General features: G+C 45.1%; 11 protein-coding genes. 1 reads left to right on the top strand and 10 read right to left on the bottom strand.

What is annotated here, in order from left to right:
- Positions 1 to 104: 104 nt before the first annotated feature.
- The 10 genes from V1L65_RS17555 to V1L65_RS17510 form a co-directional block, all read right to left on the bottom strand.
- Positions 105 to 2,405, bottom strand: coding sequence for a hypothetical protein (locus tag V1L65_RS17555; protein WP_331700522.1), 2,301 nt, complete (start codon positions 2,403 to 2,405; stop codon positions 105 to 107).
- A 112-nt stretch (positions 2,406 to 2,517) separates the two neighbouring features.
- Entirely contained in the window at positions 2,518 to 3,924 is a 1,407-nt protein-coding gene (locus V1L65_RS17550; protein ID WP_331700521.1) for a sulfatase-like hydrolase/transferase, read from the bottom strand.
- On the bottom strand, positions 3,921 to 5,312 hold the full coding sequence (locus V1L65_RS17545; protein WP_331700520.1) for a sulfatase-like hydrolase/transferase: 1,392 nt from the start codon (positions 5,310 to 5,312) through the stop codon (positions 3,921 to 3,923). Before V1L65_RS17545 ends, V1L65_RS17550 begins: the two co-directional genes overlap by 4 nt.
- Before the next feature lie 559 nt (positions 5,313 to 5,871).
- Entirely contained in the window at positions 5,872 to 6,717 is an 846-nt protein-coding gene (locus V1L65_RS17540) for a histidinol dehydrogenase (protein ID WP_331700519.1), read from the bottom strand.
- Complete coding sequence (locus V1L65_RS17535; protein WP_331700518.1) at positions 6,675 to 7,196, bottom strand: histidinol dehydrogenase; 522 nt, start codon at positions 7,194 to 7,196, stop codon at positions 6,675 to 6,677. The genes V1L65_RS17540 and V1L65_RS17535 overlap by 43 nt, the downstream gene beginning before the upstream one ends.
- An 804-nt stretch (positions 7,197 to 8,000) precedes the next feature.
- Positions 8,001 to 9,572 carry a response regulator gene (locus V1L65_RS17530; protein WP_331700517.1) on the bottom strand — a complete coding sequence of 524 codons (1,572 nt, stop codon included), beginning with the start codon at positions 9,570 to 9,572 and terminating at the stop codon, positions 8,001 to 8,003.
- 3 nt (positions 9,573 to 9,575) lie between these two features.
- The gene (locus V1L65_RS17525; RefSeq protein ID WP_331700516.1) at positions 9,576 to 11,414 is read right to left on the bottom strand and encodes a sensor histidine kinase; all 1,839 of its coding nucleotides are present in this window, start codon (positions 11,412 to 11,414) and stop codon (positions 9,576 to 9,578) included.
- A gap of 149 nt (positions 11,415 to 11,563) precedes the next feature.
- Complete coding sequence (locus V1L65_RS17520; RefSeq protein ID WP_331700515.1) at positions 11,564 to 13,234, bottom strand: extracellular solute-binding protein; 1,671 nt, start codon at positions 13,232 to 13,234, stop codon at positions 11,564 to 11,566.
- A 79-nt stretch (positions 13,235 to 13,313) separates the two neighbouring features.
- The gene (locus tag V1L65_RS17515; protein ID WP_331700514.1) at positions 13,314 to 14,198 is read right to left on the bottom strand and encodes a carbohydrate ABC transporter permease; all 885 of its coding nucleotides are present in this window, start codon (positions 14,196 to 14,198) and stop codon (positions 13,314 to 13,316) included.
- Between the two features lie 22 nt (positions 14,199 to 14,220).
- Positions 14,221 to 15,141, bottom strand: a complete 921-nt coding sequence (locus V1L65_RS17510; RefSeq protein WP_331700513.1) for an ABC transporter permease — start codon at positions 15,139 to 15,141, stop codon at positions 14,221 to 14,223.
- 155 nt (positions 15,142 to 15,296) lie between these two features.
- Here V1L65_RS17510 and V1L65_RS17505 point away from each other — a divergent pair, with 155 nt between their 5' ends.
- Entirely contained in the window at positions 15,297 to 16,040 is a 744-nt protein-coding gene (locus V1L65_RS17505; RefSeq protein WP_331700511.1) for a glycoside hydrolase family 16 protein, read from the top strand.
- Positions 16,041 to 16,624 lie beyond the last annotated feature (584 nt).

Below are 16,624 nucleotides of genomic sequence, written 5' to 3'. Positions count from 1 at the left end.
GAAATGAAAACTGTTTCACCCCTGTTATAAGCAAGTGAAACAGTTAAACGCGAAATTTTTCTTATACGTACAGCTATTTATAGCTCCTTACTAAACCTTAAACCTTAAGGTTCTCCATAATAAATGCCCCGACCCGATGCTCCAACATATACTCTGCCGTATACACTCCGATCTGCTTCCAGCACCCTGACGCCGGACCCGAATCGATGCGCACTGTCATTTATAATTATCCAAGTCGCTCCCATATCATCTGAACGATAGAGCCATTTCTCGGTGTCGCCGTTTGCGCGTCCATACATATAAATAGCTGCAGGATGAATCGAGCCAGGCGCCGCTTTTCCAAAAGAAACATGTTCAGCTTCTTGTACATTCAAAAGCTTAGTAAAGGAACTGCCATAATTATTGGATTGGTAAAGTCCGTCATTAGCTGTTCCCGCTCCGCTTAAGGCAATCCATAAACCGCCGTCTTGCCCCGGCACACTCTTCATAGAATAACGGTTAAACGCTGCAACTCCTGTCGGTATACCGCTGCCCGTAACCTGCGAGAACGTTTCCCCTGCGGTTGCTCCAGTATTGCTTACGTAAAACCCTCTCTTCGGATGATACATATAAAATATATTTGTTCCTGTCTTATTGGCTGCCAACGAGGAATTCGAATCTGTTGCTGCCGATACCCAGTTCGTTGCTGTTATTCCAGTGGCGGCTGTCCATGACGCTCCACCGTCAGCGGAAGTGTATGGCGTACTGTTAATCGGAAGCCAAACAATTCGTTGGCTATCTATCGCAGAGACGGCAATCTTCCCGCCTTGGAGTGCATCCGGAAGAACAGGATCGGCAATAGGATCAAAGGACAGGGAGACAGTTAATCCATTGTCTACTGATCGGTAGCCATTCCCTGAAGGCGCATGCGGACTATATTGCACCATATATACAATATTGTTATCGCCTTCATAGACGTCATAGGAGGTGATCTCCAGCCCGCCACCGCTTACTGAAGGCGGCATTATATCTGCACGGTTGGGAAACGCATCCAGATCGGTATGACGGAAGCCTGCCATATCCGCGACACCTGAAAATAATACAGCTGTCCCTGTACCGGCAGAAGCAGGGCTCTTAATATCAAAAGCTGCAACTTCTTCATGCCCCTGTTCATAATTGTTCCAAATAATAGTAGAAGAAGACGAAGTAATATCATTTGTGCTCCATATTCCATACCAATCCGTGAACCAGACACGATCTGGCTTTCCTGACGTCGGCGCGAAAGCAACAGCGGCAATTGCGCTGCCAAATAGCGTATCGCTCCACCATGGAACACTGGATACCGGAAAATTAGCTGATCCTTTATTCGGCGTCTTGGAAGAGCTCCAGGTCATCCCTCCGTCGTTGGACAGGTAAATATCATTAGAAGAACTGCTTGTTACACGAGCCGCTACAATTATCCGATTCGGGTCGTTGCGATCAATATCAATACCGGCATAAGGTTGACTTACAGCTCCTGGCGTAATATCGCTCCACGCGCTGCCTGACCATTTCGCAACACCGCCGCCGTTATAATTAGCATTGGCATCTTTATTATCTACATAAGTAACATAAAGATTGCCTGATCCGTCTGCTTTCCCTTGCACCGGAAACAGAGGACTGCCTGCAACTGCAGTAAAAGTATTGCCTGCATCCACCGATTTGTACACACCATCACCAAAAACGCCGATATATACATTCTTCGTACTTCCGCTGCCATTTACGCCCCCGCTAGTATCAAATACGACGAAGGTTATACCCACTTTATCTGTGCCTTCGCGTGTTTTGGCTGTGCCTGTTCCATATGGGGCTGTTGTAATCTGAACCCATTTGGAATTCGTATTGGTGGAAGTATCTATACTATTATTTTTCCATAATCCGTCCTGTCTAGTACCGTAAAAAAAGCGCCCTGGACGATTCGGATCCATAGCCAGCCTATCCCCAGACCATCGAAAGTCAGCATTTCCTGATATATCTACCGTTGCCGGCAACCCTGTTTCTATCCAAGTACCCGGCTTGCCTTGATCAGAGGATCGAATAATATCCGCTGTTGAACCTGTCGCTCTCCCCACAGCCATATACAGTTTTTTTGCCGCGGAATCTCTGTCGTCAATTGCCAATGCTTCGACCGAATAAAAATTTTTATCCTCAAATTCATCGAGAAGTGGCATCCAGCTATTGTTTGTATGGTCCCAGCGATATGCACCCCCTACGTCAGTCCGTGTATAAATAAGCTCATCATCGTGCGGATGTGTCAATATTCCCGTTACATAGCCTCCTCCTCCAATTTGAACATGCTTCCAAGTGTAGGCAAAAGCTGACATAGCACCTGTACTGCTTAGGGTAAATACAATGATAAAAGTAATGAACCATTTACTTGTTTTCATTTCACATTGCCCCTTATCTCATTTTGGGTTTCATTTAGAAGAATTCGAAATGACACAGACGATTAACTTCACCCCCGATTAGAAAAACGAGCTTATGTTATATCACACTCCCTCACCCCCTCTCAAATTCTTTCGTATATTTCGAGTCATCGTACGGGTTCTGGAAATAAACTTCCATATTCTTCAGAACGAAATCGTTATTGTGTCTTGCCCACTCTAGCAGGCGTATTCGCATCATTTGAATGACAGAAACATAAGCTGGATCGTGGATTCGGTTTACTCTCTCTGACGGATCTAGCTCAAGGTCGTATAGCTCGTCGAGTTCATGAGCCCGGAACACATATTTATATTGGCTAGTCCGTATGGCTCGGATCATATTAGGAAACAAAGTGCCATGATGTTGAATGACAACTTCCTCCCGCATGGACTCAGCGGCTGGTTCGTTATTTAAGATGCTAATAAATGAGCGGCTGTCCAAATGCTCTCTTAACTGCGCTCCTGCAAGTTCCATAACAGTATTGAATACATCACATAAACTTATAAAATGATGACGTGCACCCGGCGAAAAGCGTCCTTTCCCATACACGACTAAGGGAACTCTAATAATGTCATCCAGCGCCAATTCGTTCTTGCCAATTAACGCATGCTTGCCCAGCAGCTCTCCATGATCACTCGTGAACAGTATAATCGTATTATCCATTAAATCTTGATTTTCCAAAGTAGTCAGAATAGTCCCGAAAGCATCATCAATCATGGAAACCAACCCGTAATATTTGGCCAGCGCCCGAGACATCGACGGCCAATCATCCTGCAATCTGCAAAAGTTTTCTTTGGTATAATGCTTTGTATACGTCATAGGTTTATGATCGAAATTATCCCTGTAGCTATCCCATTCCGGCAATATCGCCGGATCGTACATAGAAGCATAGGGTTCCGGAACTATCCATGGCACATGTGGTTCAATGCATGAAACCATTAATAAAAAGGGTTCTTCCGAAGACAACTGAGATAACCACTTGTTGACACTTCGAGTAACTCGAAAAACATAGGAATCACTAGCGTCATAATTTGCCGCAGCAGCAATGACTTCTTGACCGCCGCGATCCAAGATGCTTACGACATCTCGAAGCTCAACCGTTTCTTGAGGACTTGCATCTATCGTCAATTCTTCCCGAAAACCGTTTTCCATTGGAGGTGTATTGCCTATATGCCATTTACCGGCATAAGCGGTGCGATACCCTTCTGCTGCCAGAGCAGAACCGATGGTTTCAATTCCTTGAATCGAATAGTTGCTTTCATCCGAATGGTTGTAAATCAGTTTGTGCTGATGCGGATATAGTCCTGTAACTAAGCTGCTCCGCGCTGGGGTGCACATCGGAGTCGGTGTATAGGCATGATCAAATTTCACGCCGTCTATCATTAATCGATTAAGATTTGGCATGCGGCAAGGACCATGCTCGCTAATCGTACTCGCATGCTGCTGATCCGTAACGAATAGCAATATATTCGGTTTTTTCATTCTAACCACGACCCTTCACCGCTGCCAGAAGATTCCGATTTGCACGTTCGCCTAACAAACTCATCGACCAGATCCGGATCTAAAATATTTAATAACTCACTATGCAATTGTTGGACTATATCTCGACAGCTTTGCTGCTCTGCTAAATTAGTCATCTCCCGTTGATCTGTCTCAAGATTAAACAGCTGCGGCGGGTTGTTCGGATAATAAATATATTTGTACTTTCCTTTTCGAATCATATACATGCTATTGGTGGTCCCATGCCCGTGATATTCAGAAAATACTGCCCGTTCGGCCCACTCCTTTGAATACTCTCCTTGACATAAGGGCAGCAATGACCTGCCGCGTCCCACTGAAAAGGGAGGCAGCCCTACCGCATCTACAATTGTCGCAGACAAGTCTAATAAAGAAACGGGCGTATTGACAATATTTCTGCTTACTCCACCGCCGCTTATAATTAGCGGAATGCCCGCCGCTTGTTCATACAGATGATTTTTCCACCACAATTCATGATCTCCTAAATGCTCCCCATGATCACTTGTATATATAATGAGTGTGTCTTCAATTAATCCAACCTCTTCTAACGCCTGCAGTACCTTGTCTATATGATCATCAATATAAGAGCATAAGCCGTAATAGGCTGCTCTAGCTCTGCGAACCATTTCCTCATCTACTTCATTCATCCCAATATGTTCTCTTAATTGCGCAGTAACCGGATGATTGTCACTAGTCGGATGATCGTAAGGCATATCTATTTGTTCTGTCGGATACATCGCATAATAGGATGCTGGGGCTACAAGGGGAAAGTGAGGAGGCAAATAATTTAACCATAATACCCACGGCGTTTCTTTTCCGGGCGCTTCATTGCGTAAAAAACGGAGAGCTGCAGCCGTTTCCGCTTCGACAGATTTAGTCCAATAATCACCGGGACCTGACCGTTCCAATTCGATTGATCCAAAGGAACGAGCAGCCTGTTTCCCAGCAGCATGGTCCAGCTTTGCTTCAACTTGTACTTGTTGTTGCTGCATTTTGCGTCGATGCTTTACCAGCCTCTGATCGGAAAACCCTCCTTCAACCCCTTCGAAAAAATCAAGCTTGCCAACTGTGGTCACACTTACCCGGTGTTCCTTTAAATAAGCCCCCCAAGATTGTGGCTCTCCCGTATAATGATGATTTTGATCCCAGCAGCCGATCTCATGCACATATTTTCCAGTAATGAAGCTGGAACGGCTTGGACCGCATAGCGGACTATTGCAATACGCTGACGTGAATAAACTTCCATTTTGCGCAAGTCTGTCCAGATTCGGCGTTTTAACTACCGAATGTCCCATACACCCCATAGCATCCCTTCTATGCTCGTCCGACATTATGAGCAATACATTCACCATGATTCGCTCCTTTACTCTTAGGCTTGCTTATACGCTTCATTATTCAATTCCATCCCCTCCCTTTCAATCCGTACAATCTATTAATCATGAGCAATTATCGCCCATTCTTGCGCTAGCTTTAATCATTTGTGCAAAAAGTAAACATAAATGCTTATTTCGTACCATGAAAGTTAAATGGGCGCACAAAAAATCGTCCTTTGTCTGTAGGACATAAGACGATTCAGCGTTAACATATGATTATGTTGTGAATAGGCTGTTGTGCAAACAACCGATGTGTAAGGGCTTGTGAAACTGAACCATATGGATCTTCAATCTGTTGGCTTTCAATTGAACCTGGTATGTTTCCTTGAAAAATATATCGCTGATGTTCCGGGATATGAGCTAACGCGGTCTTCGGCAATTGTTTCTTTATAATCCACTCATTCCTCTTTTTTAACACTTTCGTAAATAGTTACCTTTCCATGTGCCTAATTCAAGTTATGCTGAAAATCAGAATTAGGTAATAAAAAAGAGGAGACTCCCTTGTGTATCCTAACAGTTCTGTTTAAACCCATCGGGTTTAAATCGTACGTTCACTCAGCCTAATCTCGGCAGCTTTGACATGGCAAGGTAATTGCTCATAACTCTCCATCTCTTTAATAATCGGGTATATTTCCAGTAATGCCTCCTTGCTCAGTCTTCCTATAGTTGAATACTTCACCATATCCTTTGATGTCACTCCAGAAAAAGCTCTGGCAAAATGATTTGTCGGCAATACAGCAGTAATTCCAATCCCGTAATTAGCCGCCGAAAAAGGCGGATCATCTCCTATAAGAATTTCACCTGCATGTTTGATTTGAGCTAATACTTGTTTCTCAATTTCATCATCACAAACAATCATTAAATGTTCTGATGCAAACCAATTAATAAAATCACAAGCTACATCAATATCCGAAGCAAAAACGATTGCCCCCTTCCCGTTCATGCCAAAAACGTGCTGCAAATATTGTCTGCGCTTTTCTTCTGTCTCCTCTATAAATTGCCAAAGCAGAGCTTCTACTTTTTGAGCAAAGCCAGCAGAAGTTGTAACTAGAATGGAGGAAGAATCGGGGCCATGCTCCCCTTCATTCATTAAATCATGGGCTATTATTAACGGATCTGCCGTTTCGTCCGCAAAAATCACACTTTCTGTCGGACCTATCCCCAGTACGCTCTTCTTTCCATATGTCATGGCTACGCTCATTGCCGCTGCGATACCGCCTGGTCCAGGGCCATAGATTCCATCAACTTCGGGAATCGAAGCTGTCCCTTGAGCAAATCCTGCAATTATAGCCACACCGTTGCCAACCACAAATTGATCTGCTCCCGCAAGCTTTGCCGCCGCTACTGTTCCTTGATCTCCCAAGCCGTTATGCAATGGCGGCATCCTACTGCGATTTTGTTAACCCCTGCTGTTTTAGCTGCCGCTACGAGCATAATTGCTGTTGAAATTAATGGACCTTTTCTGGCGGGTATCCATATACCAACCGAATCTAGCGGAACTACATTTTCACCGATAACTGTCCCAGGCCTGATTTGCCTCTCCCACGATTTTGGCAACATAGCCAGATTAGCTTCCTGTACATTTTTTATTGCTTGTTCTATTGCCGAACGCAAAGCTGGCGTTAATGATGATACGCAATCCTCGACATAATCTTTAGATAAAATCAACTCTTCCAAATCGACCGCATCATATTTCTTTGTTAAACTTCTGATTCCTGCATCGCCCTGATCTGCCACTTCATCAAAAATCGACAGGACCCCATGAAGGATTTCTCTGTTGAATAGCGTTTTATGTGTTTTAAAACGTTCCATAAGCTGCTCATTTTGTTCTGGAATTTTAAAAATAACATTTTGATTTCCCATCTTTTCTTCCTCCTTTTATAAAAACAAAAAGAGCCACGCGGGATTAAAAAATACCCACATGACTCTTATCATTCAAGTCCGCAGGTACAACGCCAATAAGCGTTTGCACCTACGGAAAAAATCCGTAATACAAACGCTTAACTATGATGATGGCTATAGGATTTTGAAGACTTGAATATTATAAAATTCATTTATATAACCCCCTATACCACTTTTTGACTTATTATAATCAGTGCATCGCCATCTGTAAAGGTCTTCCAACACCTCTTATATTTATTACTGCAGGTTGTTACTTAACTAACAACTAGATTAATAGTTACATGGGGTACCTGGGGTGGACAATAACACTTGAGCAGCCAAATGGACAAGGCAACAAATAAAAATGCAAATCGTTAATAGTGTCTCGCTTGATGCGGAATTTCGAATGCATTTGGCTGTTTTTAGACAACCTCTTACTATTCTGTATGGTTTTTCATATACATTTGTGCTTTTTAGGTCATTCCTGCTGATTGTGTATGGTTTTTCATATACATTTGTGTTTTTCGGGTCATTCCTGCTGGTTGTGTATGGTTTTTCATATACATTTGTGTTTTTTAGGTCATTCCTGCTGATTGTGTATGGTTTTTCATATACATTTGTGTTTTTTAGGTCATTTCTGCTGATTGTGTATGGTTTTTCATATACATTTGTGTTTTTTAGGTCATTCCTGCTGATTGTGTATGGTTTTTCATATACATTCAGCCATTTTCACTCAGCGCCTGACCATTTTATATGATATTTCGGACACATGTGACATCCCCTACTTCACAGCGCTTTGTCCTGAGCTTTCCCCTCGCCTTCAAACTTCCGCCGCATTGTCTGCCGATATTCTGTCGGCTGCATGCCCATCGCATCACGAAACGCGCGGGTAAAGCTTTTATAGCTTTCGTACCCCACCATGGCAGCTACTTCGATGATTTTATGCTCGGTTTCGGCGAGCAGCCGCCGGGCTTTATCCATACGCACATCGCGCAAGTATTCTGCAAAGCCTTTGCCAACGTTTTTCTTAAACAGGTTTGAAAAGTAAGCGTAATTCAGCGATACATGATTCGACACCATCGCGAGATCCAGCGGCTTATAGTAATTTTCATGTATAAAGCGGATCGCTTCGTTCAAGTCCTGCGTGTTCCGGTAGCTGCACTTAAATTCATAATAAAATTGGTTCAGCCGCAGCAGCTGCTGCTGCAGGGCTTGAATATAATCACGGATGCCTTGATGATCGAAAAGGTTATGCAAGCATGCAATATCCAGCGCTTCTTCGCCCATGTATGGACGGATAACACGTACATATTCCTCCAGCATCTGCACAGTCGCACGACATAGCTGCTGCGTGTAGCGAATGTGATAGCGCCTCAGTACATCCTTATGAAACAGATTAGAAATTCCTTCGGCGATTTTACCGCTGTTTTTGGTGCCGATTAAATGAAATAAATCATATAACTCCTCATAGGGCAGCTGCCACTGCTGTTCTAGCCCTTCTATATGAACGGGCAGAATACAGTGCTTTTCCGGAAAAAGGTAGCTATGGCGATATAACTCCAACACTTGTGAATAACTGTCCGGCAGCCCTATTAATCCTTGCTGCGCAGCTGTCATGGCAGTGACAGCGCGAATCTGCTCTGCCTTAAGTGCGGCAGGCAAAGCATTCTCATCTACGGACGCATCGACTGCGAGAATCAGGTGAGGGCGATGCTGCAGGCATATACACCCGCGCTTGCCGTATATACGGTAAGCAATAGACTCTATGCTATAGCTGCTGCCGGCTCCCGGCTGATTTATCCATACTTCCTCCCGCAGCAGGCACAAGCGGTAATTGCGCCATAGCGCTGGATTTTGCTGCTCGGTCTGATAGACCCAAGCCTTGTCGCTTACCGCGCCCTGCATAAACATACGCAATTCCTTGCGGTCCGTCTCCTTGACGCGGCGGGACAAATGCTCCATATTACGTGAGATCGCCTGCTGTGTTTGTACCTCCTGCCATACATGCTCTACCGCTGTTTGCAAATCATCCCGCTTCACCGGCTTGAGCAGATAGCCCTTTGCCCCAAGGCCAATCGCTTTTTGGGCATAGGCAAAATCGCTATAACCGCTAATTATTAAAAAGTCTACCGTGATTCCTTCTTCTTTGGTGCGGGCCATTAGCTCCAGTCCATCCATATCCGGCATTTTGATATCGGTAATAACTAGCTGGATGCTTTGCTGGTGTAATATTTCCAGCGCTTCAATCCCGTTTACTGCGCTGTAGATGCTGTCTAGCTTCAGGGGAAACTGGTGCAGCATCGCCTGAAGGCCATCACGTATGTGCTTTTGATCGTCCACAATCAGAATACTGATCATACCCTACCATCCCCCAAGATTCACATTTTCCCAAGGCAAGCGTATGGTTACACAAGTATAACTGCCCTTCAAACTGTCAATCCAAAGGCCGCTGTCTTTGCCATAGTGAAGCTGCAGGCGCTTATGCACATTTTCCAGGCCCAGCCCGTTTTTACTTGCAACAATCGGCGTATCCGAGCCTCCCTGCAAAACAGCCTGCAAACTGCTTAGCGTTTGCGGGTCAACACCCGCGCCGTCATCACGAATCTCAATTTGCAGCTGGCTGTCATTCTCCACCCGCACAGTAATTTGAATGTGCACATTGCCGCCCAAGGGCGCTGCGTGATGAACGGCATTTTCAACGATAGGCTGCATGCACATTTTGGGAATAGCATAACGCAGCACCTCATCGGGAAGGTCCGCCGTCAATTCAAAGCCGCGGCCCTCCATGAAATTAATAAATTGAATATAGCTTTGTATATTGGCAAGCTCCTCGCTAAGGGCGACGGTATCGCTGCGCCACTGCATGCTGTACCGCAGCAGCGAGCCTAACGACACCAGCGCATCAGCAATTGCAGGCCGCCGTTCCACCTCTGCCAGCATACGGATCGATTCCAGCGCGTTATATAAAAAGTGTGAATTGATCTGCGAATGAAGCGAGTGCAGCTGCGCGTTTTTGGCAATCAGCTGCTTATCCACCACCTGTGTCATCAGGCCTTTAATTTCATCCAGCATTTTATTGTAGCTGACCGCAACTTCATCAATTTCATCACCGGTTTCACTTTCACTAAGACCAGTATCAATCTTCGCATCCAGCTGCCCTTTGCGAACCTTGCGCATCGATAACAGCACGCTGTCCAGCCGGCGAAAAATACGCCGGGTAGTATGCGATACGAGCAGCAGCATTAGCAGCAGCACGCATAATGTAATCGCTACCACCATTGCGTACCAGCTGCGCGGGCCTTTCATCAGCGCCTGATGGGAGGCTATATCCATCACATAGGCGTTCAACGGGGCGATGTAACGATACAGCGCGTAATAGGTTTGCCCTTCCACATTAACTTTAATAGGACTATTCTGCTGCAGCACATCCAGCCCGCGATAAATCGTATTAAGGATTTCGCCCAACCCCTCCTCCACATTGCGGGAAAACATATGTTGGGGATTGTATACATATCGGGAAGGATTCGTTCCATCGATGACAACTGAAAAGAAATCGCCCCCGGTGTCTTCCAGCATTTCCTTGAAAAACACGCTATGCTCCATACGGACTTCCATAATACTGGGCCGTTTTTGCTGCTGGCCTTGAAGACGCACAAGCCGGTAGTAAGATAGTGTATGCTCCCCGTCCTTAAAAGCAAACATGCGGTAAGCCGCACCGCCTTCTTCCCGAAGTGTCACCCAATAGTCCTGCGGCCAAAACTTGTCATAATGATAAATTTCCGGCCATATTTCATACAATTCCGGGTTATCGACATAAAAGCTGAGCTCACTGATCATCTCATTGCTTTGGATAATATTATGCATCTGCTCGAATTGATTTTGCTTAAATTTAACTAGCCGCAGGCCGTCCTCGCGCATATTGGAATGAATAAAATCCACAAACGCCTTTTGCGTCAGCACCGTTGAGGAAACGTTTTCAAGCATTTCCATTTTGCTGCGCAGCTGCTCGTTCAACCTCGAGACATGGCTGCCGCCCGCAGCCATAGCGTCCTTGTACAGCTGAGTTTCCTGCGTGCGAATAAATAAAAAGGATACCACAATAGCAGGGACGGCAATCAACATGCTAAAGGCCAGAAATAACTTTTGAGATATGCGGGAATTGCGATAAATCCTTCTCATTTTATTCAACAGAACCTTCATTTCAATGCCCTCCCCACCTCAGTAATATACCATATATTACAACTCGGACGGTAGGTAATCCGGGGCTTTATCAAGTTGCTTGAGCCGCAAAAGCAGGCAATACCGACCACCATTCCGGCGGCCGGCAGTCATTCATGATATAAGCATCGTTACTCCGCCATTTTCGCTTTTCTTGCGTCCAGCTCAGCTTGGCGATATTCCATTACTTTGTCAAATCCGTATTCTGTACGGCGTGACAGGAAACTTTCAAAAATTTTATCAAAGGCAGCCTCATCCTTGGCGGTAATCAGCTCCGGCAGCACTTCGTCCCAATTTTGAGAAATACGTGACCAGGCTACAGCCACATCAGAGTCTCCCAGCGGATCAAGACCTTTGTAAATGCCGCCGTCAATGTCGGCCTGCTTGTTGGAGAAGTCCTCCATTTGCTTAATAACAGGCGCTTTCTCCGGTCTCCACTGGTTAACGATTACAGGGTTTCGCATCATCCAGTAAGTATCCGCGACACCGTATTCCTTCTCCATCTTTTCAATATCATTTTCTAGCAGCTGCACCATTTCAGCCTTCAACTGCGGCTTGCCATTTACCATTTCCCAAGTTTCGCCTTCCTTGCCAAGGAATAAATCCCGCTGCCCTTCTTCACTTGCCAAATAAGTTAAAAAGCGGATAGCGCGTTCAGGGTTTTTGGTCGATTTGCTAATCATAGTAACCATCCAGCCGTCCATGTTGCCAGGGAACAGCTTGGCATCCTCGCCCTTGCTGTTTTTTGGACCATCTACTGCGATATAGTAAGAATCCGGATTTTCACTTGCAGCCAGCATCGGGTTTACAGCGGTCATGCCCATCCACTCGCGAATCATCATAAAATAACGGGCATTGTTCGTTTTTTCTTCTACCTGCGTATCCGAATCAACTAGAAAATCTACATTAATAAGTCCGCGCTCATAAGCGGTACGGAATGTTTTCAACCAAGTGACATAATCTGGATTCGTGATGCGGTCGTATACTTTGCCGTCTTTCTCATGCGGAACCGCCAGCAGGTTTTGTAAATACTCAGTCATTCCGTAAGGTACATTCCCCTGTGCGAAGAATGGGCTGATCGACTGGCCTTTATACTTCGAATAATTATCTTTTAACAATTGCAGGGCGCCAAGGAAGCCGTCCGGAGTAGTCAAATCTGGTTTACCCATCTCTTCGTACAAATCTTTTCGTACCAAAAAGGTTTGGTTAGCAGCTGTCATTCCCGTTTCATGCATCAGATTAGGACTGTATGAATCATTCGGAACGCCATACGTATTGCCGTTTTCTTGACGATACCACTTTAGGGTTCCGTCGCCCGCTACCTTGAAGAAGTAAGGATCATACTGCTCTGCCAGTTCGTTCAGAGCATATACATGATCGCCCTCCCACAGCTTTTTGACAGCATTTTCCCATGAGCCCATACTGATCAAATCTGGCAGCTTGCCCGAGGTCATCATCAAAGTAATATGCTCGTTAGCCTCGCCGGATGGCACTTCAATCTTAACATTAACGCCTGTTTTTTCCGTTACGTACTTGGAGGTCAAGCTTTCTCCCCAGGAATGCCCATACCAGGAGGCACCTACAAACCAGGTCAAATCAACAGGGCTGGTATCCAGCTTCCACGCAGCTTCATCAGGGTTCAGCGTCACCTCAGCCGGGGTGGCTTCAGGCTGCTTGCTAGACTCGGGCTTTGCGGATGGTGCCGTCTCCGGGTTTTTAGCCCCTGTACATGCTGCCAAACCCAGCACCAGAATTACAGCTAAAATTATGGCCATGCCTTGCTTCATGTGCTTGTGCTTCATTACATAATCATCCTTTCTTTACTCCCTTTTTTACGATCACATATCTATCCAGCCATCGGCTTAGACCGATGGATGATGCTTACCCTTTAATCGCGCCGATCATAACTCCTTTGACCAAGTAACGCTGAATAAAGGGATAGACCATTAAAATAGGCAAAGTCGCTACCATCATAGATGCAAACTTGATAGAGTTACCGGGCAGCTTTGCGCCAAACTGTGCCATAGCTTGCTGCTGCATAAATGACATAGAGTTCTCTGCGATGATTTTATAAAGAATCGTTTGCAGCGGCAGCTTATCCTGCGAGTGAATGTATATTACGCCCTGATAATAGTCGTTCCAATGATATACAGCTGAAAAGAGCGATATAGTGGCTATAACCGCCATACTATTAGGCAGAATAATTCTGAATAAAACGCCATAATCGGATGCTCCGTCTACCTTCGCGGATTCCTCCAGACCTTCAGGGATCGTGCGATAGAAGCTCATGAATATAACCATATTGAAAAAAGAATACATAGCCGGAATGACGAATACAAAAAAGTTATCGTAAAGCCCCAGCTTCGTCATTAGAATAAATGTGGGAATCAGCCCGCCCGAAAACAGCATCGTAATTAATGCGATTTTCATATAAACCTTACGGCCAATCAAATTAGACCTGCTCATTCCGTATGCCACAATAGCGGTAAACAGCACATGCGCCGCTGTCCCTGCCGCCGTCCGCATAGTAGTAATCAAAAAACCGTTCATCATATGTCTATCGTTAAATACTACACTGTAGCTATCCAGCGATAAAGCCTTGGGAAACCAGTTGACTGTCCCCAGCAACGCCTGCTGCGGCGCATTAAGCGAGTTGACAAACACAAACCACATCGGATAAAGCGTTAAAAAGCAAACTGCCAGCATGATAAGGGTATTAAAGACATCAAATACACCGATGCGCCGAATACGTATGCGTCTTTCCATCGTTTTGCCTCCCCCTTATATTTTAAAAGATGCCTTCGCCGCTTAATTTTTTGGATGTGTAATTGGCCAGGAACAACAGCGCTAATGCCACAATAGAGCGGGCAAACAAGACAGCTGTGGAGAAGGAGTGACGCCCGGATACCAGACCCATGTTATAAATATACAGGTCCAGACTTTCTGCCATCTTCATGTTCATATTGTTTTTCAGCATAAAGATTTGTTCAAAGTTGCTGCCCAGCATCCCGCTTACAGCGAGAATAAACAAAATAGCAATGGTAGGACGTATGCACTGGACCGTAATATGCCACATCCGCTGCCAGCGGTTTGCGCCATCCAGCTCCGCCGCTTCGTATAGTCCCGGATCAATGCCAGATATGGCAGCTATATAAATGATGGCACTCCAGCCCGTTTCCTTGAGCGTATCGGAGAAGTAAGTAATCCACCAAAAATATTTAGGATCGCTGTTAAACAAAATTTCACGGTCCTGGATGCCCAGTGCTATCATCACCTGGTTAATTACACCGCCCTCGCCAAGCCAATTGAGCATAATACCGCCAAAAATCGTCCAGGCAATAAAGTGCGGCAGGTACGAAATAGTTTGTACAGTGCGCTTAAAACGAATATTCCGGATTTCATTGAGCAGCAAGGCGAACAAAATGGGAATCGGAAAGCCCAGCACCAGCTTGATGCTGCTCATCCCCAAGGTATTGCGTATGGAGCGCCAAAAACGGTCATCCGATATAAATTCCTGAAAGTGCTTTAGCCCTACAAAAGGAGATTCCAGCATAGGCTTTGCAATACTGTAGTCCATAAATCCAATAATGAGCCAAAACATAGGGATATAACAAAAAATGAACATCCAGACAATGCCCGGGACGACCATGCTTTGCAGTTGCCACTGCCTAAAAAACGTTTTCATTCGTTCTGACCTCGATTGGAACATACTCCCTGCCCCCTTCTTCTCCATCGTATGAAAATGAGCGACTAAAAAAAAGGTCACGATTTTTGACCGTATCCCATTTTTTTGGATTTGATTGAATAGGTGCGAAATATAAGTATGCTAAGAATAGGTGAAAGAGGATGAAGGGGATGAAGGGGATGAACAAGCTTGTATGGCAGCAGGATTTTTCAAATGGTAATACTGATTTGCGCACTTGGAACATTCGCATTGGCAACGACCTGGTTGATGACCTAGGCAATGTCATATGCCCGGGCTGGGGCAATAACGAGCAGCAGTTTTATACAGGTCATTCTAACAATCTGTATATCGATGAATTTGGATTAAACCTGTGCGCGCGCAACGAGACCATCGAAGCGGATGAACGGAGCTTTTCTTATACTTCCGCGCGTGTGGATACAAAGAATCATTTTTCTTTTTGCTACGGCAAGTTAATCATACGTGCAAAGCTGCCGGTCGGGCAGGGTCTATGGCCCGCCATCTGGCTACTTCCCCAAGATCAGGCTTACGGTCCTTGGCCCGCTTCCGGCGAGATCGATATTATGGAAGCCAAAGGCCGGCTGCCCAAGGAGATATTCGGCACTCTGCACTACGGAAAAGACTGGGAACATAAAAGGATAGATGAGTTTTCTTACCAGTTTGACCATGCAACAATTAACGAATTTCATGACTACGAGCTAGAGTGGAATGAAAGCTCCATCAGGTGGCTGATCGACGGGCACTGTTATGCCGAGCGCGCCTTGCAGGCGGGCATTATGCCATTTGACAAGCCTTTTTATTTGGTACTCAACCTTGCAGTCGGCGGCTGGTTTGACAATGTACAAGTGGATGAAGCTTCGCTGCCGGCGGTCATGACCGTTTCAGGCATATGGCTGTATCAATAAATAAATGTTTAATTCGGGGATAGTGAAAATACCATAACAAAAAGCGTAAGCTCCGAGGCAAAGCCAGCCTGGAACTTACGCTTTTTTATTCTAATCACCAGGATAGCCCGGTTTCACAATCTCCACGCAGGAAAAATCTGCGTTTGGAAACTCTAACGAATCCTGTATTTTGAAAAAACGTTCCGTATGGTAAAACGCACCCTATAATCAATAGCCATATTTGCCTAACGGTTGCCATAGAGGCTATTTCGACTATTTTAGCTCATTTGAAAATGTAACGGTTGTCATGAGCGCTATTATACCTTTTCTCGAGCAAAATCAGTGCTTTTTGGGAAATTAAGCGCAATAGCAACCGTTAGAAAATTTAAACCATCATTTTTGCACGAATAGCGTTTGTGGCAACCCTTAGAATTAAGTGTGGCTATGTAAAACGCACCCTATAATCAACTGCCATAATTGCCTAACGGTTGCCATAGAGGCTATTTCGATTATTTTAGCTCATTTGAAAATGTAACGGTTGTCATGAGCGCTATTGTACCCTTTCTCGAGCAAAATCAGTGCTTTTTGGGAAATTAAGCGCAATA

Origin of the sequence: Paenibacillus sp. IITD108 (assembly GCF_036541265.1) — a bacterium.
Lineage (GTDB): Bacteria > Bacillota > Bacilli > Paenibacillales > Paenibacillaceae > Pristimantibacillus.
The sequence above is the reverse complement of the archived record's forward strand: the minus strand, read 5'-3'. Positions and strand labels throughout refer to the sequence as shown.

What these genes read in the sequence shown, in the direction of transcription:
- V1L65_RS17555 (WP_331700522.1), bottom strand. Translation starts at nt 2,405, where the DNA reads ATGAAAACAAGTAAATGGTTCATTACTTTTATCATTGTATTTACCCTA.
- V1L65_RS17550 (WP_331700521.1), bottom strand. Translation starts at nt 3,924, where the DNA reads ATGAAAAAACCGAATATATTGCTATTCGTTACGGATCAGCAGCATGCG.
- V1L65_RS17545 (WP_331700520.1), bottom strand. Translation starts at nt 5,312, where the DNA reads ATGGTGAATGTATTGCTCATAATGTCGGACGAGCATAGAAGGGATGCT.
- V1L65_RS17540 (WP_331700519.1), bottom strand. Translation starts at nt 6,717, where the DNA reads ATGCCGCCATTGCATAACGGCTTGGGAGATCAAGGAACAGTAGCGGCG.
- V1L65_RS17535 (WP_331700518.1), bottom strand. Translation starts at nt 7,196, where the DNA reads ATGGGAAATCAAAATGTTATTTTTAAAATTCCAGAACAAAATGAGCAG.
- V1L65_RS17530 (WP_331700517.1), bottom strand. Translation starts at nt 9,572, where the DNA reads ATGATCAGTATTCTGATTGTGGACGATCAAAAGCACATACGTGATGGC.
- V1L65_RS17525 (WP_331700516.1), bottom strand. Translation starts at nt 11,414, where the DNA reads ATGAAGGTTCTGTTGAATAAAATGAGAAGGATTTATCGCAATTCCCGC.
- V1L65_RS17520 (WP_331700515.1), bottom strand. Translation starts at nt 13,234, where the DNA reads ATGAAGCACAAGCACATGAAGCAAGGCATGGCCATAATTTTAGCTGTA.
- V1L65_RS17515 (WP_331700514.1), bottom strand. Translation starts at nt 14,198, where the DNA reads ATGGAAAGACGCATACGTATTCGGCGCATCGGTGTATTTGATGTCTTT.
- V1L65_RS17510 (WP_331700513.1), bottom strand. Translation starts at nt 15,141, where the DNA reads ATGTTCCAATCGAGGTCAGAACGAATGAAAACGTTTTTTAGGCAGTGG.
- V1L65_RS17505 (WP_331700511.1), top strand. Translation starts at nt 15,297, where the DNA reads ATGAACAAGCTTGTATGGCAGCAGGATTTTTCAAATGGTAATACTGAT.